Annotated in this window: 17 protein-coding genes and 2 pseudogenes; 10 read left to right on the forward strand and 9 right to left on the reverse strand. The window is 46.0% G+C overall.

The features are described from left to right. Window positions 1–191 precede the first annotated feature (191 nt). On the forward strand, window positions 192–647 hold the full coding sequence (locus tag NZD86_RS02550; protein ID WP_268044935.1) for a hypothetical protein: 456 nt from the start codon (window positions 192–194) through the stop codon (window positions 645–647). Next, window positions 631–3,120, forward strand: a complete 2,490-nt coding sequence (locus NZD86_RS02555; RefSeq protein WP_268044936.1) for a molybdopterin-dependent oxidoreductase — start codon at window positions 631–633, stop codon at window positions 3,118–3,120. Before NZD86_RS02550 ends, NZD86_RS02555 begins: the two co-directional genes overlap by 17 nt. A gap of 344 nt (window positions 3,121–3,464) precedes the next feature. Here the strand turns inward: NZD86_RS02555 and NZD86_RS02560 are convergent, their stop codons facing one another. The 4 genes from NZD86_RS02560 to NZD86_RS02575 form a co-directional block, all read right to left on the reverse strand. After that, window positions 3,465–3,812, reverse strand: a complete 348-nt coding sequence (locus tag NZD86_RS02560) for a hypothetical protein (RefSeq protein ID WP_268044937.1) — start codon at window positions 3,810–3,812, stop codon at window positions 3,465–3,467. Between the two features lie 150 nt (window positions 3,813–3,962). Further along, window positions 3,963–4,547 carry a hypothetical protein gene (locus NZD86_RS02565; RefSeq protein ID WP_268044938.1) on the reverse strand — a complete coding sequence of 195 codons (585 nt, stop codon included), beginning with the start codon at window positions 4,545–4,547 and terminating at the stop codon, window positions 3,963–3,965. Window positions 4,548–4,694: 147 nt separating this feature from the next. After that, window positions 4,695–5,447 carry a hypothetical protein gene (locus NZD86_RS02570; protein WP_268044939.1) on the reverse strand — a complete coding sequence of 251 codons (753 nt, stop codon included), beginning with the start codon at window positions 5,445–5,447 and terminating at the stop codon, window positions 4,695–4,697. 211 nt (window positions 5,448–5,658) lie between these two features. Beyond that, window positions 5,659–6,192 (reverse strand): hypothetical protein, encoded by a 534-nt coding sequence (locus NZD86_RS02575; protein ID WP_268044940.1) that lies wholly within the window; start codon window positions 6,190–6,192, stop codon window positions 5,659–5,661. Between the two features lie 328 nt (window positions 6,193–6,520). Between NZD86_RS02575 and NZD86_RS02580 the strand changes: the two genes are divergently transcribed. Next, a complete protein-coding gene (locus NZD86_RS02580) occupies window positions 6,521–7,087 on the forward strand; it encodes an LppY/LpqO family protein (protein WP_407655235.1) in 567 nt (188 codons plus the stop codon). 919 nt (window positions 7,088–8,006) lie between these two features. Here NZD86_RS02580 and NZD86_RS02585 read toward each other — a convergent pair. Next, on the reverse strand, window positions 8,007–9,152 hold the full coding sequence (locus NZD86_RS02585; RefSeq protein WP_268044472.1) for an IS630 family transposase: 1,146 nt from the start codon (window positions 9,150–9,152) through the stop codon (window positions 8,007–8,009). A 159-nt stretch (window positions 9,153–9,311) separates the two neighbouring features. Between NZD86_RS02585 and NZD86_RS02590 the strand changes: the two genes are divergently transcribed. Further along, a complete protein-coding gene (locus NZD86_RS02590; protein ID WP_268044941.1) occupies window positions 9,312–9,437 on the forward strand; it encodes a hypothetical protein in 126 nt (41 codons plus the stop codon). A 377-nt stretch (window positions 9,438–9,814) separates the two neighbouring features. On the opposite strand, the gene NZD86_RS02595 is transcribed toward NZD86_RS02590, so the two are convergent. Beyond that, window positions 9,815–10,633 carry an FTR1 family iron permease gene (locus NZD86_RS02595; protein WP_268044942.1) on the reverse strand — a complete coding sequence of 273 codons (819 nt, stop codon included), beginning with the start codon at window positions 10,631–10,633 and terminating at the stop codon, window positions 9,815–9,817. 215 nt (window positions 10,634–10,848) lie between these two features. Then, window positions 10,849–11,748, reverse strand: coding sequence for a cation diffusion facilitator family transporter (locus tag NZD86_RS02600; RefSeq protein ID WP_268044943.1), 900 nt, complete (start codon window positions 11,746–11,748; stop codon window positions 10,849–10,851). Window positions 11,749–12,060: 312 nt separating this feature from the next. On the opposite strand from NZD86_RS02600, the gene NZD86_RS02605 reads away from it, so the two are divergent. Continuing rightward, entirely contained in the window at window positions 12,061–12,477 is a 417-nt protein-coding gene (locus tag NZD86_RS02605) for a DUF1259 domain-containing protein (RefSeq protein ID WP_268044944.1), read from the forward strand. 85 nt (window positions 12,478–12,562) lie between these two features. On the opposite strand, the pseudogene NZD86_RS02610 reads toward NZD86_RS02605, so the two are convergent. Continuing rightward, window positions 12,563–14,185, reverse strand: a pseudogene (locus NZD86_RS02610) (GMC family oxidoreductase). 984 nt (window positions 14,186–15,169) lie between these two features. Between NZD86_RS02610 and NZD86_RS24650 the strand changes: the two are divergent. Both NZD86_RS24650 and NZD86_RS02615 read left to right on the forward strand, forming a co-directional pair. Further along, window positions 15,170–15,589 (forward strand): annotated as a pseudogene (locus NZD86_RS24650) (TniQ family protein); the annotation flags it as partial. 123 nt (window positions 15,590–15,712) lie between these two features. Next, window positions 15,713–16,495, forward strand: a complete 783-nt coding sequence (locus NZD86_RS02615) for a hypothetical protein (RefSeq protein WP_268044945.1) — start codon at window positions 15,713–15,715, stop codon at window positions 16,493–16,495. Window positions 16,496–16,622: 127 nt separating this feature from the next. Here NZD86_RS02615 and NZD86_RS02620 read toward each other — a convergent pair whose 3' ends face one another. Beyond that, the gene (locus NZD86_RS02620) at window positions 16,623–17,861 is read right to left on the reverse strand and encodes an IS110 family RNA-guided transposase (RefSeq protein WP_268044126.1); all 1,239 of its coding nucleotides are present in this window, start codon (window positions 17,859–17,861) and stop codon (window positions 16,623–16,625) included. 988 nt (window positions 17,862–18,849) lie between these two features. Here NZD86_RS02620 and NZD86_RS02625 point away from each other — a divergent pair. The 3 genes from NZD86_RS02625 (at window position 18,850) to NZD86_RS02635 (ending at window position 26,324) form a co-directional block, all read left to right on the forward strand. Beyond that, on the forward strand, window positions 18,850–20,847 hold the full coding sequence (locus NZD86_RS02625; protein WP_268044946.1) for a TniQ family protein: 1,998 nt from the start codon (window positions 18,850–18,852) through the stop codon (window positions 20,845–20,847). Between the two features lie 427 nt (window positions 20,848–21,274). Next, the gene (locus NZD86_RS02630) at window positions 21,275–22,492 is read left to right on the forward strand and encodes an IS110 family RNA-guided transposase (RefSeq protein ID WP_268042741.1); all 1,218 of its coding nucleotides are present in this window, start codon (window positions 21,275–21,277) and stop codon (window positions 22,490–22,492) included. Between the two features lie 235 nt (window positions 22,493–22,727). Continuing rightward, the gene (locus tag NZD86_RS02635) at window positions 22,728–26,324 is read left to right on the forward strand and encodes a P-loop NTPase fold protein (RefSeq protein WP_268044947.1); all 3,597 of its coding nucleotides are present in this window, start codon (window positions 22,728–22,730) and stop codon (window positions 26,322–26,324) included. The last annotated feature ends 59 nt before the right edge of the window (window positions 26,325–26,383 follow it).

The raw sequence follows: 26,383 nt of genomic DNA on the forward strand, positions 1-26,383 counted from the left end.
TCCCGATAACCCGGGCAACACAGGCAACACCGCTACATTTGTCGATAATACAGTGATTAAACCAATGCAATGTTGTTATGCAACCGTATCAACATCGGTACAGATTGCACTAAATCCGTTAGAACAACGACTATGTATATGCACATGGCGCATTGTTAATAATTGTTACGAAATCCACTAAAGGGGTGAGGATGATAGAGGATTTATGTACGAGACTCAATCGGGCTAACAGCCTTATCGAAAAATTCCTGGAATCCCCTCCAATCAATCACAACCCCTTGGAAATTCGGCTTCGTGCGGTACTGGAAGAGGAGCAACGAGTGCTTTGCCAGGCGATGCAGGCAGCAGGTGAATCACCTATTGACCTGCATCCATTCCGTAACTTTATTTCAGTCGTTTACCGTGATGATGAAGCAGCCCAGTCAACTGTACGTGCATGGATCAGAGCATCCAGATGGATGCATTCAAACACCGAACAGCAGCTTGATGATGTGGAACGAGCATTGCAAGACATATCTCGTGAACTGGAGCAAGTGTCGCCTATGATCGAATTGATGTACGGAGACATGGACACAAAGTACATCGTTCCCATAGCATATCGCCGGCGGCCACAGATACGGAGGGCAAAGAATGGCGTGGGAGAATGAACGAATTGACATGAATGTGTACTCGCAGGGTGAAGTTGACCGATGGGTATACAGCACTTGCAACATTTGTTCTGTCGGATGCGGTTGCTATATCGCCGTAAAGGATAACAAAATTGTCGGAATCAAGGGAAATGGCGAACATCCGGTGAATCGCGGTCGACTTGGGCCAAAAGGCGAAAATCAGTGGTATGCGAACAACAGCCCAGATCGCCTTCTGACACCGCTCATCCGCAATGCTTCAGGCAATTTGGTACCAACAACGTGGGACACTGCCATGGATTTGTTTGTTGAAAAGAGCCGCGAGGTGTTGCACACGCTTGGTCCTGATGGAATCGCGATTTACTCAACTGGTCAGGGATTCCTCGAAGACTATTATACAATCGCGAAGATAGGTCGAGCTGGACTGTGCTCCCACTTGTTGGATGCCAATACCCGGCTTTGTACCGCCACGACTCAGTGGGCTTTGTTGGAATCATTCGGGGCTGATGGTGCACCGGCAGGCTACCAGGACATTGATGTGACAGATACTATTATGTTATTCGGACACAACATTGCTGAAACAGGTACAGTTTTGTTTGAGCGCATCATGTCGCGAAAACTTCGTGGGGAGAAACCTTTTCTTATTGTCGTCGATCCAAGAAGGACGTTGACAGCCGACGCCGCTGACATTCACCTCCAACTTATCCCTGGTACAAACCTTGCACTATTACACGGAATTATGCATCACATCCTGCAAAACGGCTGGATCGACAGACCATTTGTCGCGAACCACACTGTTGGGTTCGATGAAATGGAAAAATCCGTTGAACCCTGGAACTTGGACTTAACGGCGCACGTTACTGGACTACCCAAGGAACAAATTGCGCGCGTAGCAGAGCAACTCGGCAAGACTCCTTCACTTGTTTCCACAACGCTTCAAGGCGCGTTTCAGAGTGCGGACGCTACATCGACGTGCATTGCTATAAATAATCTCCATTTGGTTCGAGGGTTGATTGGCAGACCAGGCTCCGGTCCTTTTCATATGGCTGGACAACCGAGTTCATCCACCAACCGTACTGTCGGCGGCGTAGGATCTTATCCCGCAAACCGCAATCCCTCAAATCCCAAACATATTCAGGAAATGGCTGAGCTCTGGAATGTAAATCCGTCTCATCTGGAAATTGGGCCCGAAAAGGACATTGAACATATGATTTACCTTATGGAGTCGGGGCAACTGGGGCTGTTCTGGAACATCCATACAAATCCCATGGTATCGCTGCCAAATAGATTAAGGGCACGAAAGGCATTTGAAAAGACGTTTGTTGTGGTTCAAGATGCATTTTTGACAGAAACAACTGAAGTAGCAGACATTGTTCTGCCAACAGCAATGTGGGGAGAAAAGGAGGGGTTAATGGAAAATGCGGAGCGAATGCTTAGTTTGAGTGAGATCGCTGTTCCGCCCCCTACTGGAGTGAAGGCAGACTTCTATATATTACTCGACTATGCAAAACGGATGCAGTTTATGGACAAGGATGGGAAGCCCCTCATTCAATATTCAACTCCGAGAGAATGTTTTGAGGAGTGGAAGGTTGTCTCGCGCGGACGCCCAAGCGACATGACTGCCATGACGTATGAAAAAATTAAAGAGAAAAATGGCATACAGTGGCCTGCAAATGAACAAAGGCCGGACGGAACTACTCGTCTATACGAGGACTGGGTCTTTCATACACAGGTGGATGAGACCCAATCGTTCGGCAAGGATCCGAATACCGGTAGGGAGCGTACAAAAGAGGAATTTAAACGTATCAGAGCAAATGGGAAGGCCATATTGTACGGCTTAACGTACTATCCCCCTGCCGAGCGGCCCACACCCGAATTTCCACTTTGGCTTACCACCGGGCGTATAGTATGGCACTGGCATACCAGAACAAAAACTGGGCGTTCACCTAACCTACACATGGCTGCACCACAGGGATACGTGGAAATACACATTAAGGATGCTGAAACGTTGTCTATCCTCCCAGGAGAAGTTGTTCGCGTGATTTCCCCGCGTGGGCGCATTGAGGTTCCAGCTCGGATAGTTGATACAGTGAGGCCCGGTCTGGTGTTTGTGCCATTTCACTTTGGCAGTTGGGAACAAAATCAGGCAGCAAATGATCTCACTGTTGATTTCGTGGATCCTGTATCAAAACAGCCGATATTCAAACAGTCCGCCTGCCGAATTGAACGAATTAGGGAAAAGCATATTATCGCGCAAGGCGAAACATTAGAATCAATTTCCCAAAAACATCGAATCTCAGTAGACGAGCTTCGAAGAGCAAATCAATTGTCTCCTCCGTACCGGATGGACATCGGGCATGCAGTGGAGATTCCGTCGATTGTAAATGTGGTTATCCCCCCGTACACGCTCTACCGAGATGTTGACGTCAAGCCGCGTTTTCGCCAATCGGAACTTCCTGTAACGAGGCTTGATATCCCAAGAGATAAGGAATAAGCCCTCAAACGGTTCTGGTGCAAAAATTTCGTATCGTACCTGATTCAACACTATATGTGTAGCGTATTCAAATATTTTTGCACCGGAACCCTTTCGGTCCCAGTTCCGTCTCGACGCTCGTCGAGCGTCGTAACAGGTGAGGGAATGTTCTCTTCGCGAAAAGAGAGCTACTTTCGCTGCCTTAGTTAATCCACCCTGAATAGTACTTTAATTTGTAGTAGAATCACAATTGCGATTCTGCCCGTTCAATAACGTTTGTTGCACTAACGCCCCCATTTGTTCAATAACTTTCTCGGCATAATACTTTATTTTCGAAGGGCAGTTCGACCTCTCATGTCACTGTCTTACTTAGTAGCGTATTTGTATACCGTTTTCCAAGGCATTTCAACATTTGGCTCATAAAGTACGTATCGATTACCGTCATACGTGAAGTTCCAAAGACGACCAGGTGTACTTCCATCAACGATTCCAATCGATTTCCAAAATGGAATCATGCGAGGAGTTGTAATCTTCACTTTATCATTGGGGAGCATTTGAGACACCAAGACAAGTTTCGTGTTGCCTGAAACCAAATCTCCTTTAGAATCCATGTGAAATCGAGGCACCCAATAAGTGAAATATGCCCACCATAAAACCAATGCTCCTATAATAACAAGAACACCAATCCAAACTGACCTTTTTGACAACTTCACAGACGCACCCCTTTAACCACTCAATATACTACGTATCATACTATAACTGTTAAATTATATAGTTGTTGTCATATTGATGATTACTGCCCCTAAGCTGAATAAGCCACTTGTAGTCGGTGTTGCATAAACATACGGTTCCTCAGGAAGGATCTAGCCTATGGCAGTGATTTTCTGCGTCCACCAAGCTTGGTTCTCACGAGGAGAGCGTATCGGCATAATTACATATTCGTCGTTGACTTCAATCAAGTCATCTAACCCTGCATAAACCAAATCAACCTTCAAACGAAAGGGTCTAGCCTTTCTGTTAATGTGCTGTTCAAAATCCCTAACATATTGTCCTACATTGTCGGCTGATTCCCAGTGAATCATCGCTGTTTTTCCACCAGCGGGCATGTGCCACCACTCACGAAACGGTTTCCACGTGTTTCGACATACATCCCCCAACTCTTTGGCTAGGGAGTCAAAATAGGACGGTGCGTAGAATTCAAAGTTGTGCCCCTGTGCGGAGCGAGCAGCGACTAATTCACTCCACCATTCAACCCATCCGTTTGAAAGGACAGTTTTCTCCGCCTGTGCAAGTTCAATTGATGGTGTCGTTGAAGTCCATCGCTTCGACCCGCTGAACGGTTTTGATTTTGGAAGCAAATCGTATGTGCAGGCAAGATAAATCGCAAAGTTCAAGTCTTCAGTTCCCTCGGTCACCACACTCCACGAGGGTTCACCTCGGTATTTCATACAAGCTCACCCCTCTCTTGAAACGACGAACGTGTTGCGCCCCACGGTTCGATTAGAATAACCCTTCATTAATGTATTTTCATTCATATAATCCTCTTCGTTTTAATGCGCTATTGATTTGTAAATAGATTCACGTATTACTGAGTATTATTTGGAATAGTGCAGTTGAAATACTTGTCTATGTCCGTCCCAAACCACAGTCACCTTGGGTGATTCATTTGATGATGGGATCATACCATTCCCAGCTCCTCCAGAACCAAAGCCGCCACTTTTCAAGTTTACGTTCTCCCGTGTGCCGGAGCTTCCCCCACCAGAGTCCTGCACGCTGTAGTAAAGCAGTGATACCCTTGGGTTGTCAGAACCCGTGTAGTAAAGGTTGAACTGATCCGTTTCCCATGAGCCGACAGACGTTCCGTTTAATTTAACACCCTCTATTCTTAGAGTGCCTCTCCATAATTCCCCTTGTCCTTCAAATCGCAGATTTATCGGAGTTATGGAGAATGAGTTGTTTTGCCATAAGGTTTTCCCTTGATTGTCGCTGGCTGTTAGTGACCAAGCTTTAGTGCCATCATCCATTACGGAGAACGATAATTTAGATGCTGTGTTCTTGGTTCCAAAGTTTCGAAACGAACCATTAGCAGACACTAAGTACATCTTCTTATGGTCACTATCCGTCCACGTTTGTGTTACCGTAATCTGTGGTGGATCCGGGACTGAGCCGTATGAAGAGAAAATTGCTTTAGCGATATCCTGAACAAAAACAGGAATAGATGAAAAGGATACCCTTACAGAAGATTCAATAGGGGCTGGACCATCTTGAGCTGCGGCGCAACCAGACGGTCCAAGCAAGACAGAGGCGAAAATAAAGAGAACCATTGCAATTCGTTTATTAATACCCATCCCCACCCTCCGTGGCCATAAATTCCACACATATGGGGTTGATGTCCTAGTGTCTTCTTGACCTAAACTCTGCCCTTGCACAACAGAACCATTACAGCGCCCATGTTTATGCGGATATTCGCCTTACAATTTCTTAAATTGAAGCAGTCGTTGTCACGTATAAATCACGGAACGACAGTGTACATATACTGTCGTTCGTAAACACCATTACTCATTGAAACGAATTGGTGACCTTTATAAGTTCCTGTTCATCTAAATCTGGTGCGGTTCCTGTTTGTTTGTTCTTCGATGACGGTTCAATTGAATTCAAGCTGTATGAATTTCCATCCTTGTCGTTCCAAAAAAGCATTGAATGACTACTGTCACGAAAATAATAGGCGGTCGTGCCATTACTCAGTTTGGTCTGGCTCCCATGTGTGGTTAGATCAGAATCTGTAGCGTTAATGACATCCTCAACAAGTACATGAACTCCATCACCCATATAGATGATTACATTTTGTATTTTCATGGGTGGATTGGTCTTACCCGGTCCCTCAGTGGCATGGAGCTTCTTAATTTGATACGGATAAATAGTTGGAAGCTTTGGTGTATAACCGGCTGTCTTAAATACGTCTTGAACAGCGCTCTTTTCAGGTTGGGAAACGTTCTTAAAAAGTGAGTTGGTTGACAGGGTGGGTTGTGTAGAACAACCTGTTAAGCAAATCACAAAGCCAGCACAACACGCACTTGCCAGAACTTTGCGCACCAAAACTCCCCTCTCACCACATATTCTCAATTATACTGCAATTTTAACAATTATCCATATTGAACTAAACTGCCCGAATGCTCAATAAGGCCAATATCTAACTTCTGCATAAAAATGTAACTCGCCTTCTCCAGATGCACTTTTATTTTGGACAGAGAGAGGGAGTTCGTGTCATACCGAACGCCCTTCTGGTTACCGACCTTATTCTCTGGTTACCAACTTTGTTCCCCAGTTACCGACTTTATTCTCTGGTTACCAACTATATTCTCATTGGACAATTCATCAAAATGAAGCGAATCCATTTATCACGAGATTACGGAGTCACGGTATCAAGGTAACAGCACTTCACAACCACTGGCTGTTTGATAATCCGCGAACTATGTATATTCATTTTGAATCCATAGATAGACCGTTGGCTTTTGCAAGAAACGTAAAAGACGCATTGAATGTTTTGAAACCACCCGGTAATAACTTGACAACCAGTTCAAGGGTTACTCCGCTGTGTAAGAGGTTTGCAAGTATCCTTGGAGGTACACCGGCGACCATTAATGGTGTCTGTACAGTGACTCATTCTCGTCTAAATCTTCACCCTACGATTTTAGGGAGAAAAACAAGATCATTCTTAGCAATACCTCAAGCGTTTTCTTTCGAGTCTATGGATTCAAGTGGACGAGCACTTTGCCTTGGAGAAACGGTGATTCTTCAAAGTGAGCTTCAGAGGTTTATCTCCGTACTCCGGAAACATGGGATTAAGGTGACAGCATTTCACAACCACTGGCTGTTTGAACATCCACGCTTGATGTTTATTCACTTTGAAGCGATTAACAAGCCGCTCGTATTTGCTCGACACGTCCGAGAAGCGCTAGATACCCTAAGAAAGGGTCCAGTAACGTAGTTAATGGGCAACGGACAGAGTTGCCCATTAGATTGAAAGCGGCTAAAAAAGTCCGTGCGGTTGTGGAAAAACGCGCTCCAGAGGGAGATCATGTCCCTGCGGCTGTGGGGCAACCAGAGGTTGTGCATGTGGTTGTGGAGCAAACCGTTCGAGAAGACACACTGTCTTTAAGGGCAAAAAAAGGCAGCCCTAAAGAGTTCCTAATGTTAAGGTGATTTTGTTAGTCACTGTCTGAAAGTCTCAAGAGCGGCCGGAGCTATAGATAACGTTGCTACAATTGTTATGCAACAACGTTTCGAGTGTCATAAAGATGAGGGGGCAAACAATAAAGTTGTATCAAAAAAATCAACAACTAACAACAGTAAGTCAAAAGTATATAGCATAAAAACCCGTGTATTATGGTCCTTGAGGAAGAAAGCGAGGAGGCGCTTGCGATACGTAGGCGTCTTTTTGTGTTGATCCAGTCACCAGGGAGGTGGTGCCTTGGTGTTCAAAGTGAATAACGCGCCGGCCCGTTCCCAGCGATTGTACTCTGATAGTAGGGGCTATGGGAGTCGGAGCATGAGCGCTGGGTATGACCAATAAGCAACGCGCAGTTCAGCCTGGATCAGCTTCCAAGCTTCGCGCGTTGTGCTGTGAACAGCGTGTACCAACACTAATCTACGGCTAATGCCGTACGATATTGACCCATTCGCTTGTCTGCGATGCTGCGTAGTATATAGCATCTTCTCACGAGGAGGTGCTTGAATGTTTGGTGGATACACACAGTGGGCGGTCGTGTTTCTAATCATCTTCGTACTGTTCATTTTGATCGTGCCGTACGCTGGATACGGCGGTGGCAAAGGTGGATATGGCGGCGCATACTAAGTTTCAAAAATCATGCTGTTCCTAGTACAACGTTTCCTATATAACGTAATTTTTAACCCGGTTGTTGCGTCTTAGATTCCAGTCCATATCTCCAATGGAATTGAACCGGACTTTGATTGACTTCGTGTAGATACATTTCGATCCGTTGTCGCAGTTCCTCCTTCGAGGATACTCGGATGTGTCGAAGCATACTCTTCGTCATCTTTGCAAAAAACGATTCGATAATGTTCAACCACGATGCATGTTTGGGCGTGAACACGAACACAAAGCGGTTGGGTACGGTCTCCAAATAGGCTTGTGTTTCTTTCGACGTATGCGCCGAGTGATTATCGAGAATCATTTGTATTTTCCATTCCAGCGGATAATGGGCATCCAACTTTTTCAGAAAGGCAACGAACTCCCGGCTTCTGTGCCGATCTTCCAAACTGCCGATGACTTCGCCCGTGATCAGGTCGATACCCGCCAACAGACTCAGTGTGCCATAGCGAACATATTCATGATCGCGCCCTACGCTACTGTGTTGACCTGGTTGTGGTGGCAGGTCCGGTGCCGTGTTCCCGATAGCTTGAATCCCCGGCTTTTCGTCATAGGACACCGTTGTCGTCGTGTAAAATGCATTCTCCTCTTCATCGAGCATGAACTGTACCTGCTGGTATACGCATAACACCTGAGCCATCTTTTCGTCGAAGTCTGGGTCCCGTTTCTCTAAATAATAGCGAACCTTGTGCGGCTTGATATCATTGGCCGACAGCATCTTCGAGATGGTGCCGGCGCTAATACGTGAGGCACACTCATGTCCAGCAGACACGGCGTGTTCCTGGATGTGTTTCGCCAATAGCCGAATCGTCCACAGTTCATACGAGTATCCGAGGTCCTTAGGCTTTTGACAAGCCAGAGATATGATCCAAGCCTGCGCCTCGGGCGTAATCTCGGGAGGTCTCCCGCTACGAGGCAGGTCATCCAATGCTGTGGAGATGCCAAACTGCAACGCCTTGTTCAGGCACCGATGAACCTTGACTGCGTTGGTATCCAACGTCTTCGCGACAGCTTGTGCAGATGCACCGCTCTCCAATTGCAGCAATATCTTGGCGCGCTCCACGCGACGAACTTGCTCTGTCCTAGACTGTGAGACCTTCTGTAGCAGTGAACGCTCTTCTTCGGATAGCACCAGCATCGGTTTCCTGCGGCGATTGCCCATTGGTATCCCCTCCTACATCTAGGATACCAGAAACCTATATTAATTACGATATTTAAGAAACGATCTACTAGGTCACACTTCGGTGTGGCCTTTATTGTGGACAAGCCTAGGTAAATCCCGCGAGCTAACTATATGAAAAAACTTTAGGGTGGTGGTGATATGTCAAAGAAACGAAAACGCAATCGTGTCACATCCAGGGAGGAACTGTATGAAGAACAAGAGAGGAAACGCAAGGAACTCGAGCGGATAATGAGTTCTGCGAACACATACGAGAGAAGACATTAAGCGGTAAGGCTAAGGCGTCTGTATCTTGTTCGTCTGTACAGTAACGCAGCCCAAATCGGGGATTCTAACAAAGGCACCGCAGCCTAGTCTGACTTTTATTACTTGAATCAACGGAATCCTTCCATGCAGTGACATCTGTTCTTAACTCACTTCACTACATAGATGTACCTGATGGTGGCTAAAAGCAAATGTGAAGTCTTTGGTAACGTCTCTAGAAACCACGGCAATAAGAGTCAGTTACTTAGACAGCATTTTTCTAAGCAAGAGTGATCTGAAATATGCTGGCCTGAGTATCCAGTTCTCCCTGTTTGGGTGATCCATGATAGCCACAGACCATTCAAAGTGCACTTTCCAGTCTGGCAGTTAATCCCTCAGGTTTATCTAGTAACTCGAAGAGAGGTTCCGCGTCGATTAAACATTACTAGTGAGATAATTAAATAAATTACCCATACCGCAGCTTGAATAATGCTTGGGTGATCTGTATATCCCACGAATGCGTGAAGTATAGCACCGAGTGTGCCGTTGCTGTTGAGAACGGTCGACAGATCATATACGTAGGCAACAGGTTTAATGATCCCGGCTTCGATTGCGGAATGAACGGCGTTACCCAAGAGTCCTGCACCGACGACGATTAAGACGTTGCCCATGACTTGAAAGAATAACTTTAGATTAATATGTGATGTACCACGATAGACAGCAAATCCAATTGCTGCCGAAATGAGAAGACCGATCAAGGCGCCGAGCCCGACAGGCTTAGCTCCATGCCCTTGAGTTGCAACCGCCAAAAGAAACATGATCATTTCAAGGACTTCACGAATCACCGTAATGAAAGCCAAAAATATAAGTTGAAATACACCGCCCTGGTTCAAGGCAGAATCAATACGGCTCTGTATTCCACGGTTCATTGAGCGACTATTCTTTTTCATCCAAAAGGTCATGTAGGATAATATGGCAACCGCGAATATAAACACGACCACTTCGAGATACACTTGCCCTGCCCACTCCTGTTGACCAGTCAACCGATACAGTATGATACCCAAACCTGCCGCTAGAATTAGCGCTAATCCAGATCCCGACCACACATACTTAAAAGCATCGGAACGATTTACTTTTCTTAAATAAGAAAAGATGATACCCAAGATCAGGGATATTTCTAATCCTTCACGAAGAGCAACAAGCAACGAGGCGCCAAACATGGATGGTGTCCCCCTATAACTCATGTAAACATGACTAATTTAGTCAGGATTGTGTTCAAAAAAAGAGACGTTACCTTGGCTGTTATGCAGTTGTTAATATAGGCTAACAGACTGAGTTAGTCAATACAAATATCTATATTTGTTAAGTAGGCGATTGATTTCCCGAAGTTCTCGACGGCATACAACCTATGCCGAGTTTAGGGTAATCCCTCAACTTACGAGTTCCCATCTTGGTACCACGGATTTAAGTGAACGAGTACTTCTTTTACAGTATTGTCAGCCTCCATGATGGCAGATTTAATTCTTCGGCTAATATCGTGCCCTTCCTGAATACTCATGTCCCCAGAAACACCTACGCGAACATCGACCAACGTATAATTCCCTAGTTCTCGCGCACGGATTTTATCGATTCGTTTTACCTCTTGAATATTGGTAATTTGGCGTTCGTATAAGTTCAACTTGGATTCCGAGACGTTTTTCTCCATAAGTACATCAATAGCTTCACGGCCAATAGTGTATGTGATTCTCCAAATGAGGAGCGCTACTACGATACTAGATATTGGGTCCGCATAGCCGAGATTGGGGTGTCCAATGCACCGACCCGCAAGCGCGATACCTATACCTATTACGGCTGCCAGTGACGCGTACACATCAGATAGATGGTCATACGCGGTCGCAATAAGACCTTTACTGCTGTATTTCTTACCAACCCGCATTGTATAAACATAGAGTAATTGTTTCCAGATGAGGGATACTCCCGCAGCGATCAACGGCAAAGCACCTACTTGTTCTACAGGTTGAGATAAACTTTCAATTCCTCTAAACAAAATCCACGCTGACGTGATAAAGAGTAAGACACCCACGACACCGGAAGCAAGCACTTCCGCCTTTCCGTGACCATATGGGTGATCGTCATCTGCTGGTCGACTCGATACTCTCATTGCCCCAAGGGTAGCAACCGATGCTATTACATCAGAAGCGCTGTGTATGCCATCGGCAAACAATGCGGGACTCCCGAACAATACCCCCACGACAACTTTCAGTGCAGTAAGAAATACATTGCTCGTGACACTAACCCATCCGGCAACGACGGATGAAGTATTTCGATAAGACAAACGTTTCACTCCCAGAAACACTTTTGCCTGAAGGCAACAAAAAACCTCTAGCTCATGACTAGAGGTTTACGTGTGTTTTGTTTTCAGTTGTGACCGACACGCGACCACCACATTTCCTTTGACTAAGCGTTATTATACCTTGAATTCCAAATGTCGAATAGGTACTCGTTGAGGTAGCTCCACAAACTCCGGTATGCAATCACAGTATGTTCTAGTGGAGGAGCATATTTATTTCAAGTAGATGCTTATCCATTACCTGTCCCCTTTGTTGAACATAAGTTTTTACCACATAACAAAGGGAGGTTTGTTTAAATGGCCGATGTTAAGGTAACCCCACGCTTCCGGCGACTCTGTAACCAATTTGCAAGGATTCTTGGCGGAGAGCACGAGATTGATCAAGGACCAGTTTGTTTTGTCAGTCGTAATCGTCAACTCCGCGCTACCATTTTGGGCAGGCGTACAACTTCACCCTTGGTCCGATACCAACTCTTTTCTTTTGAATCACTAGATGCATCCGGTCGTGCACTCTGTTTAGGTGAAACGGCATGTACCCAAAGACAGGCAGACCGACTGATCTCAAATCTCCGGCGAAATGGTATCATCGTAACTGCATTACACAATCACTGGCTATTCGAAAGTCCACGGTTAATGTACATTCACTGGGAATCTATAGACAATCCGGTGGCGTTTGCCCGGAAGACGAAACGCTCTATCGCGTTTCTGGGATAACCTCGTACCATAAGTACTTTGTAAAGAATAGATGACGAGCCAGCCCCCTCCGTGGGGAAGGGAGGGGGGGCGTGTCACAGAGGTGTTATTCTTCATACCAGAACCACTGTCTCCGCCTTTTCCGCGGACCTTTCCTGAGCAATTGTCGAGCAATCGTATAACCAATGAGATAGGCAGGTGAAGAAGCATTCCCATCGACGGTAAACGGTACTAACGAATCATCCGCAACAATCAGGTCCTTGACCCCGTGAACTCGCCCCCTGCGGTCCACAACACCACCACTCTTTAAGGGTGCCATTTTGAGCGCACCTTGCTGATGGTGATTGTGGTCAAAGTCCTGTTTAATAAACTCCTCGAGTTGTCGATCATCGTCGATCATCTCAAGTGTTGGAGAAACAAGGCGATACTGTGGATCGATACTTTGGAGCGCGGCGGCTATGTCGCGAATGTAAACTCTATATATACTTTTCACCGCTTCCATGTCATCTGGATTGTCTAAAAACCCCTCATCCCCCAGCACAATCTTCAGTGGGTCATGATTCTGGATTCTAATCGAGCCTCGACTCTTAGGTCGCAGATAAATGATTAAGACGACGAATTGGCCGTTAGCTCCGCTTCCGATTAGCTGCACAGCTCGATGCCCTTGGTCGACATTCGGTCTTGGGTCGGGCAGGAACGCTCCACCAGTATAAAGTGCATTCGGATCATTAGGTGGGACAGGTTCATCATTCGGATTGGCAGTGAATGTCGCTGTATTAAGTGTGTGATTTCGGAGATGTTTCCCGACATTGGGGTTACTGAAGACGACGGAATTACCCGCTTTTCGGAGCACCTGGGCAGGTCCAATCCCAGATAGCATTAAAAGTTGTGCACTGTTGATTCCGGCACACACAATGACCTTCTTGCGTGCATACACGCGATCACACTTGCCGTTCTGTAGGAACTCCACACCGACAGCACGCTTTCCACGAAAGAGGATTCGGAGCGCAGTCGAGTTATATAACACCCTTAGCTTGCGACCGTTGACGCCCTTACCCTGCACGGAAATAACGTCTGACGAAAGAAATGCTGTGGATGAGCTTTCGCGCTCCCCGTTGGGCTTTTGATACAATTGCCAACGTGTAAATGGACCTAGCGGCGTAGTCGGGTCATTGTAATCGAGAATCTCCTCATATCCTGTTGCAGTCTCGATGGCTAACACAAACTTCTGAGCCATCGTCGTTGGATTCACCGGCGCCTGCCGAATATCTATTCTTCCACGAAAGCCACGAGCCCCCCTATTCGTTGTTCTTCCGTGGTAATTTTCAAGTATCTTGAAGCGTTGCGTCGCTCGACTGGGCGACCAAAGACTTCCAACGACGGCCTCCCATTCGCGTAAGACCGCTGGCGTAGGTCTGACGTACTGCTCACCGTTGATGGACGACCCTCCACCAGATAGACGGCCAGTTGTCCATTCAAACGTCCTTCCGTCAATCCCCTCCTGTGGTATTCCCTCACCCTGTCAAAAGTACTGCGGGAAGAACTTTGCTTCAAGTTCCGGGGCAAACGTGGAGTCTTTAATTGGCACATCTTTGTCGTTGTTTCCGCCAGCCTCCAGGACGACAACAGAGAATTTCTTGGAGTCAGAGAGTATCTTCGCCATCACAGCTCCAGCAGGACCTGTTCCAACAATGACATAATCGTAAGTTGAAGAGTTTCGACCATTCACCTCTTTACGCTGCAATCCAATCCCTCGCTTTTACACTGGATATTGATCCTCCGTACTATGGATTGGTGTACGATATTATGGAGAAATGTCCAATGTGCTTCTTACTTAATCTAAGGACTCAATGCTTGTGGGGTAATTCCCAAAGCTCGCGTACGACGTGACGGGATCGTCTGAAATCCGCAATGGAACCCTACTACAAAATCACAAATACTAAGCACTATCCATGGAGAGCGTCGCGTGGCGCTTGAATCGATTTCACTGGGATGCTTAACACCCAAGCATCCGCCCAATAGCGTCAGTAGTTTCCCCCTGCGCGAGGGAGAGATGAGTTCGCAGAAGTCATCAGAGGTTTTTAGTCGACTATCCAGCAGGCACATTCGACGAGGTCAAAAAATGCCTAGGACGGTTCACGCGATGTCTGAATTAGGCATTCATCCGGTTTTTTAAAGGAAAAGTCGACTATGATACACTACGTCTTTGGGGTGTCACGTGCGCCACTGCCAACAACACGTGGCATCCCATCGACATCCCCAATATCGCTACTTACCCACCGAATTTATGTCACTCCTCCATACGTCGTCTTTACACGTACCGTCAGGACGGCTGGTCTTCCATGTGACTAGGCCCCTTATCTACCGTCAAGAAACCCATGTGTTTTGCAATGGCAACGCATATACTGTTGTTTCAGGTAATTAGGTAGGAGAGTATCTGCTTATTGAACGCAGTCTTTGTGCCCCATAATTTTCGCCTTTGAGTCATCACCTGGAATTGATTGTAAAACCACATATTGAATCGCAACGGCTAAAGCATGTTATTCGATACCAAAGTCGCTCCTTCCATTCCCAATTTCCTAATAATCACGAAATCTGACAACTCCAGCGTTAGGTATGCCGTACGCCTGCTCAAAAGCTCTTACAGCCTTTCTGTCATAAACAGGTATGACGTCTTCTATACACGGAAATGACTGATTGCGAGGTGTCTGCCATGAAAGGTTCATCATTTCCTGTTCGAGCTAAACCATTGCCTGGAGAGTCTCTCTGGGGATTTCTGCTACGCCTCTCACAGCGGAATGGACTTCCGGTGTTAAGCGTCCTCAACGCAATAAAAGTATGGGAAAAGAGATATGTCCAAAAGTCTGATTTGAAACTCCTTGATTTATCACCAACCAGTTTATTCGACTTAGAATCGTTATCATGCCTAACCGGACATACACCTGATGTAATTTTTGGTACAACTTTCGTTAATCTTCTCAAAAGTTTTGGAACGGATGGCGACACAGAAAGGTCCCGCTTCCTATCTGGAATGATCACTGAGGCTTACCGATATTGCCCTGCATGTTTAAAACAGGCACCATACCATAGATTGGTTTGGAGAGTTCTAGGGGTCAAAGCATGTCTGACCCACCACTGCTCTCTATTGGACACATGTACTCGATGTAATAGGAGCATACGGATTCAAGATGTATGTGATTTTAATATGTGTCCTCATTGTGGGAGTGAACTGTCGGACCAGCAGTCTCAACGGCCTGTGTTTGATTGGGAAAAACAACAATGGATGTTGGAAGCATGGGAAACACTTCTTCTTGGGAATGAGGTTCATTTGGAGCCGACAGAGGTGGCTGCCCGGCTCTTATATTTAGTTGGTGGTCGAGATTCCGTTTTTAATCGAGAAATTAGTATGTCGTCCCTCCCGGATCCAACGGTTTTACCGACGCTGCTTCAGCACGCTAGGGGTAGTCTATCAGAGAAGAGGACCCTTCATTTGTCGTTTCTCCTGTCTACGCTCTACGAACACGGCATTCCCATGTTAGAGTTTGTTGCTGTGAATGTGCCACAATCCTTTTTAGATTCACTGCGAAAGGAGGCGGTACGCAAAGTGGATGAACTATCGTGTCAAGCACCTTGGTGCAATGGATTTCAATTGCGAGGTACATTGGTTAAAACCGGAACAACGGTTAAACGTCGAAAATCAGGTGAGGTACTGTTATATTACTTGGCGTGCTTGAAGTGTGGATGCGAATATGCGTTAGATGAACAGGGAGAGTTAAAGGAACGAACTTACTTTATTAGTGGACACAAATTATTACGCCAGCTAAGTCCTCAGATTCTTGGTTTAAAGGACATGGCACGCCAAACTGGGATGACTGAAGACAAAATTCGTCGTTGCCTTGCGTACTTTTGTACTCGACAAGGTACTGGGACATTTGCTGAGCCATCAAGCATAATATCGTCAAAGCTCGTTCGGAGGTTTCTTGATGAAGTTAGGGCAGGGAGCAAATTAAAGTCCAACGGTAATATGTCAAGTTCCTGAAACTCGAAAAATGGAAATTTTGTTGGACCAAATTACCGTGAGTCAGTGAAAAAGACAGCACTAAAGAAACCCAGTCTGAGTTTGTTCCTCGAACTGGAACTGTTACCAAAGGATGATAAGGAGGCGATTATTGCTTCTCCGTATTCACCTTCCTTCTAGGCGTGTAGATTTGGTCGTTGCGTAGCAGCACATCGACCAGACGTACAAGTTTTCTTGCGGTTAAGACGAGGGCTCTTTTATGTTGGTGCTTTGGCACCTCAGCGAATTTCTTCTGGTAGTAATTCTGAAATTCTGGATCATGTCGTTTTACCGAGTTGGCGGCTTCAACAAGGTAATAGCGGAGGAACCGGTTACCAGATTTGATTCGCTTAGTATCTTCGGCTTCAAATTTACCGGATTGGTGTTTACGCCACGTGAGACCCGCATACTTTGCAACGGCGGCTTGGTCTTTAAACCGGTGAATGTCGCCGATCTCGGCAAGAATGCCGGCGCAGTAAACGCGTCCAATGCCGGGAATGGTCTCCAGCGTGTTCGGGATGCCGTCCAGCAGTCGCGCGATAGCTTGGTCAATCTGTTTGATCTGTTGCTTGATAGTTCGTATAGACTCGATGGAAGTAGCAAGCAGGATGTCAATCGTATCCTCTACACATTTGGAGAGGCGGTATGAGGAACGGGCGGCCTTCTGAATGCACTTGGCGACCTTCTCCGGATTAGGGAAACGATTCTTGCCTTTCTCTTTTAGGTAATCTGCAAGATCCGCCAGTTCCATGGATCCGATTTCATCAAGACTATACTGCTCCAGCAACAACTCGGTGATGGCATGACCGAAGACATCGCTTTCCACCTCGCTGGTAAAAGCGCTGCATTTGAAGAACAGGTGTTGCAAAAAGTACTGCTTTTCACGCGTCAGATTATGCACGAGATGAAATCTCATGCGAGTAAGGCGCTGTAAAGCAATGTATTGTTCTTGCAGTACCACGGTCATCGGCAGTCGTCCGAAACGCAGCCGGTCAGCGATAATCCAGGCATCAATATAATCGGTCTTGTCCAGGTCGGGGTAAGCCTCCCTGAACTTACTAATGAGCTTGGGATTGATGGTAAACACTTTGGTGCCGCGTTTTTGTAACGAGTTATCTTCGTGCAAAAACATGGCGGGATGCCAACTGTACACGGATGTGGATTCAAGTCCGACGTGGATTTCCTTGGATTTTTCCTTATCTGCTAGGGACAGAAGCTTGTCCCGCAAACGGGAAGCCCCATCGTGGTTATTCGTGACTGTGAAGGAATCCAGTGTGTCACCAACGATGTTCATGGCGCAGACTTTTAAGTCTTCAGAGCTAACGTCAATACCGACGAATAATTTCAAGGTTATCCCTCCCTTCTGAATTAGGGATTTGGGGAATTGGACTCTTCGGGACGCCCCCAGCGCGCTCGCAGATCAATCACCCTCGCATATGAGAACTTCCTTCGATCCATGAGCCGCCTCGAATCTGCTACTTTCGAGCATGGGTTGCCAAAGGGAACAGCCAACGGGTTAGAAGTACACGCGAGTGCTGGGGAAACAGACTTTAGACGTAGTCGAGCTACAGGAGATGAACGAATTTCCCCAAATGACCCAAGGATCATTGTCTGGGAACATCACGAAGAGTCCAAGACCCAATTGCGATTTATTAAGTTTTCAAGGAGGCCTGTTTTCGGGCGGACCCCGACTTCCGCTCCTCGCCCTCCGGGCTGTGGTGCGGGTTCGGCTACTTGCTCCATCTAAAAACAATTTTTTACTGGAAATTCTTCAAAAAGAAGAATCGAAAAATACTATACGAGGAGATTCAGACGTGGGCATGCTGGGATAGCTATCAACACTTTCTGATATATCGTTTCCATCCGGAAGTAATGCGTGCTTTTATCGAACTGAAACGGCCTAGACCAAGGAGGCACTCACAAACTTTGGACAATCGACAGAAAGTCAAAAAGGTTGTTGATACGTTACTGGGGAGAGATCAAAATATCACGATTAAGGCTGTTTGCACAATTTTAGGAGTCTGCCCCGAAACAATTCGCAATTGGAGATGTAACGCCTACGTAGCCCGCATGAAAAACATACAACGGGAGCAACGCGCTTCACGGAAGAAAGACGAACTCTATGAACGAATCGATAAGTATTTTGGTGAACGAGTCGGACAACTGGTGACGTCACCTGACATTTACACATGGTTGGGCGTACGGCGTTCAGTGATATGGAGGACATCTCCGGAAATGACAACCTACATTCATGAGAGGTTGGTCATACATAATCAAGAATTCCGCCTAAATCTGTCTGATTTTACTAAATGTTAGTTCTGTTTGGAGGGGATTACTTGGAGAATTCACTACAAATTCGCCCGAGGCCCATTGAAGGCGAAGGTCTTACTAGCTATTTACTTCGTGCTTCTAAAAAGAATGAAGTGGGGTTTCTTGATATTTGGCGGCTTTCGAAAACAACACAATACAAAATAGTACAGTTCAAACTAGCTAACCAAATTGACGTGACACCTGAAAAGGTGTTCAACCTTACAATTCTATCAAATTTACTTGGAATCGCGGTTGTAGATCTTAAGAGAATGACATTTTCTTATGCAGCAGAAAAGTTCTCGCAATCCGGTCGTACGTTTCGACGTTTGTTGGAGTTACGTATTCGTCGAATTTGTCCGATCTGTAGCCTGGAGGGAAAGGGATATAAACTGTTGTGGCAGGTTAGGGAAATTGAAATCTGTGACGTTCATCACGTGACGTTGCAAACCAGGTGTCCAAAGTGTGGGGTAGAGCAACCATATATTAGAGATGAGTGCACAGCAACTTTTACATGTTACAAGTGTGGGACCCACCTTAGTGAAGATAAGCAATACAACATAGTGACTGACCACACGTTTATCACCGAACAGCTGCGAAGGTATAGAGATTGGGCATTTTTAGTTAACCACTACACCAACCCCAGCAGAGTTTTTGGGATTAGTGCCATACAGCAGGCCATTACGGCATTGTACATAATACAGAACGAAGGAAGTACTTTCTGTCGAGACTCATGTCGTACCAACAGCCAAGTCTCATGGATCATAGAACGAATGAGAACCAAACCTAGCGACGCTCCGATTATCCCCGTTGAGAATCTGTTGGCCCTTGTTCGATCACGTGGAATTGAAATGAATCGCTTGGCTGAGATGAAAGTTCCCGATACATTTATCAAAAGTGTTCATGAGTACCTCGAACCGGCAGATGTCCCTATCGCCGCACCATGTATAGCACCATGGTGTGCATATTATGGGAGTACAATAGGAATGACACAACTTAAGAGGTTTAACAATAAGGTATTGTATAAACATGAGCGATTCCCTTCCCCATATGTTTGTACGGGATGTTATTTAAAATACGGTATCCGTGCAGGGAATGACGATTGGACGGAGATAGGTGACATCGTTGAGTTGGGGTGGGCAAAAGTACGGCCATTGCTGAATAAAGGGCATAGTCTTACGGAGAGTGCAACCAGTTTGGGTGTCCCCGTGCACAGTGTCTCCCGGGTCGCTGGGTATTTAATGCGACATCGACTGGTCGCAAACCACGTCATAGAAAAATACGCTCCAAAGGAGATTCCAGACCAGCTGGTAGATAAGTTCCGAAACGTACACAGTAAACGCGGTAGCAGCGTGGAAATGATAGCGAAGAAATATGGATGGACAAAACTCCATTATCACTATTACGTTGCAGGATATGATGTTAGACACTATTTGTACTTGGACTCAGACAAACCAAGACACCCGCGATTACATAAGGGAACAGCAAAGGGCGAGTGGCGAAAAAAGGTTGAAGACTATTTGGAAATGTGCGTCAAACTAGAATTGGAGGTCTCCATTCGGGGAGTGGCGAAGGCTCTGAATTGCAGCCCCATCTTGTTGCATAGATACGGACTAAATAAAATTATCAATAATGCTCGTGTTAAACAGCAAAAAAGCAAGGCGGCCGAACTGTGGAAACAGGTAAGAGAATATGTAAGAACGCGTCAAGAAGAGGAATGGTTGAATCCACGTGGTTTTTATCCATATGCAGGTCATGGAGAAAAGTGGCTAAGGAGATACCATCCAGAAATAGTTACGTGGTTGTCTAAGCAAGCTCTCTGCCATAAGAAGAAACGTTCCCAACAGAGGTATAACGAGTTGGCGCAACAAGTCACAGAGGCTGTTGGGCAACTGTTTCTAGAGGAGATGAGTATCTCTCTTCAAAGTGTTGCAAAACAGCTCGGAGTAGATAACTCAGTATTCCATAGAACCCCTGCTCTAAAAGAGGCGTTTTATGAGGCTCTTGCGACCATAAATCAGAGATGAAAGGCTATTCACTATTCATGTTAAACATTCTCACTTCAAGAAGAAAGAAAAATTTTAAAAATTTATTAAAAGCAAGACGGACTCCTTACACTGCTCGACCTGAAGCACCCTACTTTTTAAATTATTTTACGATAAGGTATTGTTGGAATATTGAAGAAGACGGTCAAGAATGTGATTAGACTCCCATGCCGCCGGGGCGGCACCAGCAGAAGGATGAAAATGCCTTTGTGTTGAATGATTTTTTGGTGGCTGGCGAAGGCAGGTCGTCACTCCTTGGTGCCTCGAGCCCGCTGATTAGACTGACTACGACGACCAGGTGCACCACAGAATGTCGCTCTCCTCCTCGGAGAAGCACGCAGGATAGAATGATCCGTTATGGTCGTTGCACCAGCCCTTCAATATTACCAGTCCATCAGGAAGGATTGGCATGGATGTCGTATACGAACGTTGTTGCGGCCTCGATGTGCACAAGAAGACGGTGGTCGCCTGTGTGCTGACGCCGGAGGCCAAGGAGATTCGCACGTTCTCCACGATGACGGAGGATCTCCTGGAGATGGTTGACTGGTTAGGACAACATGAATGCACGCATGTTGCTATGGAAAGCACAGCTTCATTCTGGAAGCCAATCTACAACCTTCTGGAGTCGGCGGACTGTCAAGTGCTTGTGGTGAACGCCAAGCACATGAAGAACGTTCCGGGCCGTAAGACCGATGTGAAGGATGCCGAATGGATCGCCGGATTGCTCCGCCACGGGCTGTTGCAAGCCAGTTACATCCCCAACCGTGAACAACGGGAACTACGAGAACTCATTCGCTACCGCCGAAGTCTCATTGACGAGCGGGCAAGAGAGGTGAATCGGGTTCAAAAGGTGTTGGAAGGTGCCAACATCAAGCTTTCTGCAGTGGCCAGCAATACACTTGGCAAATCTGGGCGGGCGATGTTGGAAGCAATGATCCACGGAGAAGAAGACCCGGAGGTATTGTCAGGGTTAGCCAAAGGCCGGATGAAGGCGAAGAAGGCCGATTTGCACAAGGCACTGAATGGGCTTATGGGCTCCCACCAACGAATGATGCTGGCAGCCCAATTACGTCACATCGATTACTTGGATGAAGAGATTGCCCGGCTGGATGAAGAAGTCAAGGAGCGCATGCTCCCTTTTGAAGAAGACCTGGAGCTAGTGGACACCATCCCCGGTGTCGGTCGACGAACAGCAGAACAAATTCTGGCTGAAATTGGGACAGACATGACCCAATTTCCGTCTGCTGCCCATTTATGCTCTTGGGCAGGACTGGCTCCAGGGAACAATGAAAGCGCCGGGAAACGAAAGTCGGGGAAAACACGCAAAGGGAATCAAAAACTCAGAGCAGCGCTGGTGGAAGCAGCACGCGCAGCGGCGAGAACGAAGCAGACTTATCTCTCTGCCCAGTACCATCGAATTGCAGCTCGAAGAGGCAAAAACCGTGCAGCAGTTGCAGTGGCCCACAGCATCTTAACCATCGTGTATTACGTGTTACAGCGACGTCAGCCTTATATTGAACTCGGCCCAACATATTACGAAGCACGCAAGAAAGACGCAGTCGTAAAGCAGGCGATCCGGAAGTTGCAATCACTCGGGTTGGAGGTCACCGTAAAACCTGTTGCATAAATGACCTCCAGACATCACAGAGTTCCTTTTAAAACCCATCTTGTGGTGGGCTTATTTCAGTATGTCGTTTTACCCTGGTCATCGCTCAATTATTTTCAGGATAGGTCACCGTAAAACCTGTTGCATAAATGACCTCCAGACATCACAGAGTTCCTTTTAAAACCCATCTTGTGGTGGGCTTATTTCAGTATGTCGTTTTACCCTGGTCATCGCTCAATTATTTTCAGGATAGGTAATGACCTTTGTATCGTGTGAGGTGCGTTTCATGTTTAGTGGTAGCAAATACACAATGACCAATATGTTTATTGCCGATGAGCCTGTTAAAAGTTCAGGTGAAGATGAATTTCAATTAGCACATGTTTCACAATTAGTTTTGGAAGCACTTCGTCAAGAAAACCCGCCGAGCTATGTAGCTTTGTTGGGACCTTGGGGATCTGGTAAGTCGTCGGTGCTGCAGATGTTAAATGCAGATGTTGCGAAAGGTGACTATTGTATGGAGTTCGTCAACGTTTGGAAATTTGCCGATGACGCTCCATCACTACATAGGAAAATTGTACGTGAGGTCCAGCACGTGCTAGGGATCCATGATGACTCATGGAACGAGGAGCATACATATACTGGAACGCTCTCTGGGTCAGGACTGTGGTCAATGATCCAACTTAAACTCAGCAGTTGGGAAAAGCGTTTTAGTCTATTTTCCTGGCTCGCGATACTTCTTACATTGGCATGCGCAACTGTTGCTGTGTACGCTCAGTCGCCCTTGCCCTTGTATGTGACGGTTGTGCTTTGGTTTGTTTTGACAAAGAGTACTATTCAAAGATCCAGTCAGTTTTCTATTAAAAAACCAGCTTCCAGTCATCGTGACCAATACGAGGAACAATTCAAGAATGCTGTTACGTCATATTTGAATCCGCATAAAGGCAAGCGATTAATTCTCGTTTTTGATGATCTTGATCGGTTACCATCAGATCAACTAATGGCTGCCTTGAACACCATACGGACATATCTACAGTCCGAGCGTTGCGTGTTCATTGTACCTTGCGATGAGCAGATTCTTCGTGACGCTGCTTTAAAAACTTTATCCCTTCAGATCAATCCTACTGATACGAAGGGCGAAGCTGATTCCGTATTACAGGTTTCGGAATTTATTAGCAAGACCTTTGATTTAATTGTCCGATTGCCGGTACTTGAACAGTCAAACATGAAGCAATACGCAAAACGTCTGTTGCAGACTAAGACGGTCAGTTGGACACGTGACGTACGTATAAATATGGATAGACTATTATCTGTACTAATTCATAGTAATGTGAAAACTCCAAGGCACGTAAAATTACTTATAAACGCGTTTGGGGCTGACTGGGCATTGGCACAAAAGAGAGATGACGCTGGGGGATCAATTGTTTTAACTAAGAATGCTATCGTCCTGGCGGTATTTTCCGTATTAAAGGCGGATTTTCCTCAGCAGTATAAGGAGCTGTCTAAAACTCCGTTCGATACTATTAAGAGTTTGAAGGATAGAAATGGGAGTGACCCAAATCTAAATGCATATATATCGAGAGTTATAGATTACCTTCCAGACGATCCAAGGCCATACCTTTATTTTAGTAACGTTTCACTCAATCCGCTAACAGGACGCCCGAATGTACAAAAAGTTAAGGACTTCCTAATAAACGGTCAGTCTACTGAATTTATCGAGGGGTTTGCTGATTTGAATGGGGAAGATCGAGCCCTTGTGATGACAATAGTGCTTGATGAGTTGGAGATTAATCCCGGCTTAGAGACCGAAAATTGTTTGTCCGTGCTTGTTGACCATCCAGGGGTAATGTCCCATGTTAACGAAATGTCACGAATGAGTTGGGAGGTCGTAATAAGAGAAAACGCACGATACCTAGTCAAGCATCGCACTACAAATGTAAGCCGAGTACTGCGTGAACTGAAAGCCAGTGATGTAACATGGACGACAATTGGGGCACAGTTCTCAGTTGAAGAAGTATTCAAAGAACAGAGAACAGAGATATTAAATTTGTGGTTAGACGATGATCAAGCCGTTCTTATGCTCGGAATTCCACATGTGGCAACGCGACTTTCACAAGCCTTTTTTGACGATGCCGATGGCCATACGTTTGTTAAGACATTCCTAAACGTTCCCGGCGGAAATTCACTTACTACTGCAGTAGACTGGTGGAATTGTCTACTAGAGCTGGCTGAAGGATATATTTGTGAATTTGATGTTGTTAGCTGGCTGCGCAAGTGGGATTCCGTCGAAGGAAATGGTTTGAAGTGCTCTCAAATTAACAAGTTTCTCGAAGTACAAGGTTTTGAAGATGTAACAGCCTTTGAAGGCATAGGCGATTTATGGTGCGAGGTATATGATGGCAGTGAAGCCGCAATTCAGGAGCTATTTAAGTTGATTCCTACAGACGGTTTTAGTGGATTTACTGAGAAGAACCTTGAGGTTATTGGTGCCTTCTCGGAGCAATTCAACCAAGATGATAAGTTCACCCTGGATATGGTTAAATGCTTGCAAAAATTGTGGAGCACCGATGAGGATCGATGCATAGCCATTTTACCAGTGTGGGGTAAAACTCGTGCCGCTTCCGTATTTGCGAGCTCTCTCGTTGAACAAAATCTGGAGACAGTTCGCATGCAGGCAGTTGTTGATGTACTTACAGAAGGCGCTTCCGGGGTTGACACCAAGGAGAAAGTTCTACAAGTTCTGTCAGCGGATTTGTTGGTTGCAAGGGGACAAAATACTATCGCCAATAAAGCATCTTATTTACTTCAGTTGGTTGTGGAACCCGAGTGGAATAAAGCGGCAACCGCACACTTTTCTGAATGGTTCCCCGTAGAGCGTCCCGAAGAGTGGATGCGCTGGAGTGAAGTAGTGGTTCGTATGACAACTTCATTGTACTCGGCTACGACTCCGATGGATGACCAGTACCAACAATGGCTAAGTGAGTCTATTTCGTGTATGGCTCTAGTTCACCGAGGTTTGAAAAACTACGGTCTACCGTTTCAAAATCAGGCGAGTTGGTACTTACAAATACTATTTGAGTTACTTGTAAAGAAACCTGAATTAGTTGATTGGGAGAGCAGTGTACCACTTTGGCAACGTGATGGAGTATTCGAGGTTCTAAACCAATCTATCCTACAGGCCATTCTAATTGTTGTCGCAAGGCGGTGTAGTCTAGGCAACGAGGATGCTAATAGTGTAATCCTGCAGCACGGGAGCTATGAACACGACGATCACGTTCACGCTATGATTGAACGTTTTAGACAAACCAATAGCCAAGGACGGATAGCTCTAATGACACGTCTTGCAAATCAACAGGAATCTGTTCAGAATGCATTCGTAAATAGGCTCCATTCAACCGGCGCTTTAGGATTGGAGCATATAGATGAGTTTAGCCAATGGCCAATTGATATTAAACTTCGTAAATTGATGTGTGACGGGGTTACTGACACCGCACCCCGGCTTAAGATACGTGATTGGATAAGTTCACGGCTTGATGACTTATTGGAGCGCGAGGATTTCTGGGTATCTTCAGTATGTATACGAGCGTGGGGCAGTCGATCAGACTACCCATTCATTCCGAACAATGTTTCCGTGAGGAGACTTTTGGAGACTGGGGATGAGCGTGCAGAAGCTGTTATGAAACTAATGATTAGAGCCAAGATCTCACGTCCCCAAGTTCGCGAATTCCGTGATAACATTGAACAGTTATTAGCTCGCTATCCGGAAACCGCTGGTGAACTTAAGAAAATCGGGAGGTTTAGGTTCGCTCAGAGAGGACATGGAGAGAAGAAGATTCAAGTTGATGTGGGATCCTGACAACCAGTGGGAGTGTAGTAGCTCGGGAACTGTGCCTCCATCGTGAGTTTATGTCATTC

Source organism: Alicyclobacillus dauci (assembly GCF_026651605.1).
GTDB lineage: Bacteria > Bacillota > Bacilli > Alicyclobacillales > Alicyclobacillaceae > Alicyclobacillus > Alicyclobacillus dauci.

What these genes read in the sequence shown, in the direction of transcription:
- NZD86_RS02550 (WP_268044935.1), top strand. Translation starts at nt 192, where the DNA reads ATGATAGAGGATTTATGTACGAGACTCAATCGGGCTAACAGCCTTATC.
- NZD86_RS02555 (WP_268044936.1), top strand. Translation starts at nt 631, where the DNA reads ATGGCGTGGGAGAATGAACGAATTGACATGAATGTGTACTCGCAGGGT.
- NZD86_RS02565 (WP_268044938.1), bottom strand. Translation starts at nt 4,547, where the DNA reads ATGAAATACCGAGGTGAACCCTCGTGGAGTGTGGTGACCGAGGGAACT.
- NZD86_RS02570 (WP_268044939.1), bottom strand. Translation starts at nt 5,447, where the DNA reads ATGGGTATTAATAAACGAATTGCAATGGTTCTCTTTATTTTCGCCTCT.
- NZD86_RS02585 (WP_268044472.1), bottom strand. Translation starts at nt 9,152, where the DNA reads ATGGGCAATCGCCGCAGGAAACCGATGCTGGTGCTATCCGAAGAAGAG.
- NZD86_RS02590 (WP_268044941.1), top strand. Translation starts at nt 9,312, where the DNA reads ATGTCAAAGAAACGAAAACGCAATCGTGTCACATCCAGGGAGGAACTG.
- NZD86_RS02595 (WP_268044942.1), bottom strand. Translation starts at nt 10,633, where the DNA reads ATGTTTGGCGCCTCGTTGCTTGTTGCTCTTCGTGAAGGATTAGAAATA.
- NZD86_RS02605 (WP_268044944.1), top strand. Translation starts at nt 12,061, where the DNA reads ATGGCCGATGTTAAGGTAACCCCACGCTTCCGGCGACTCTGTAACCAA.
- NZD86_RS02630 (WP_268042741.1), top strand. Translation starts at nt 21,275, where the DNA reads ATGGATGTCGTATACGAACGTTGTTGCGGCCTCGATGTGCACAAGAAG.
- NZD86_RS02635 (WP_268044947.1), top strand. Translation starts at nt 22,728, where the DNA reads ATGACCTTTGTATCGTGTGAGGTGCGTTTCATGTTTAGTGGTAGCAAA.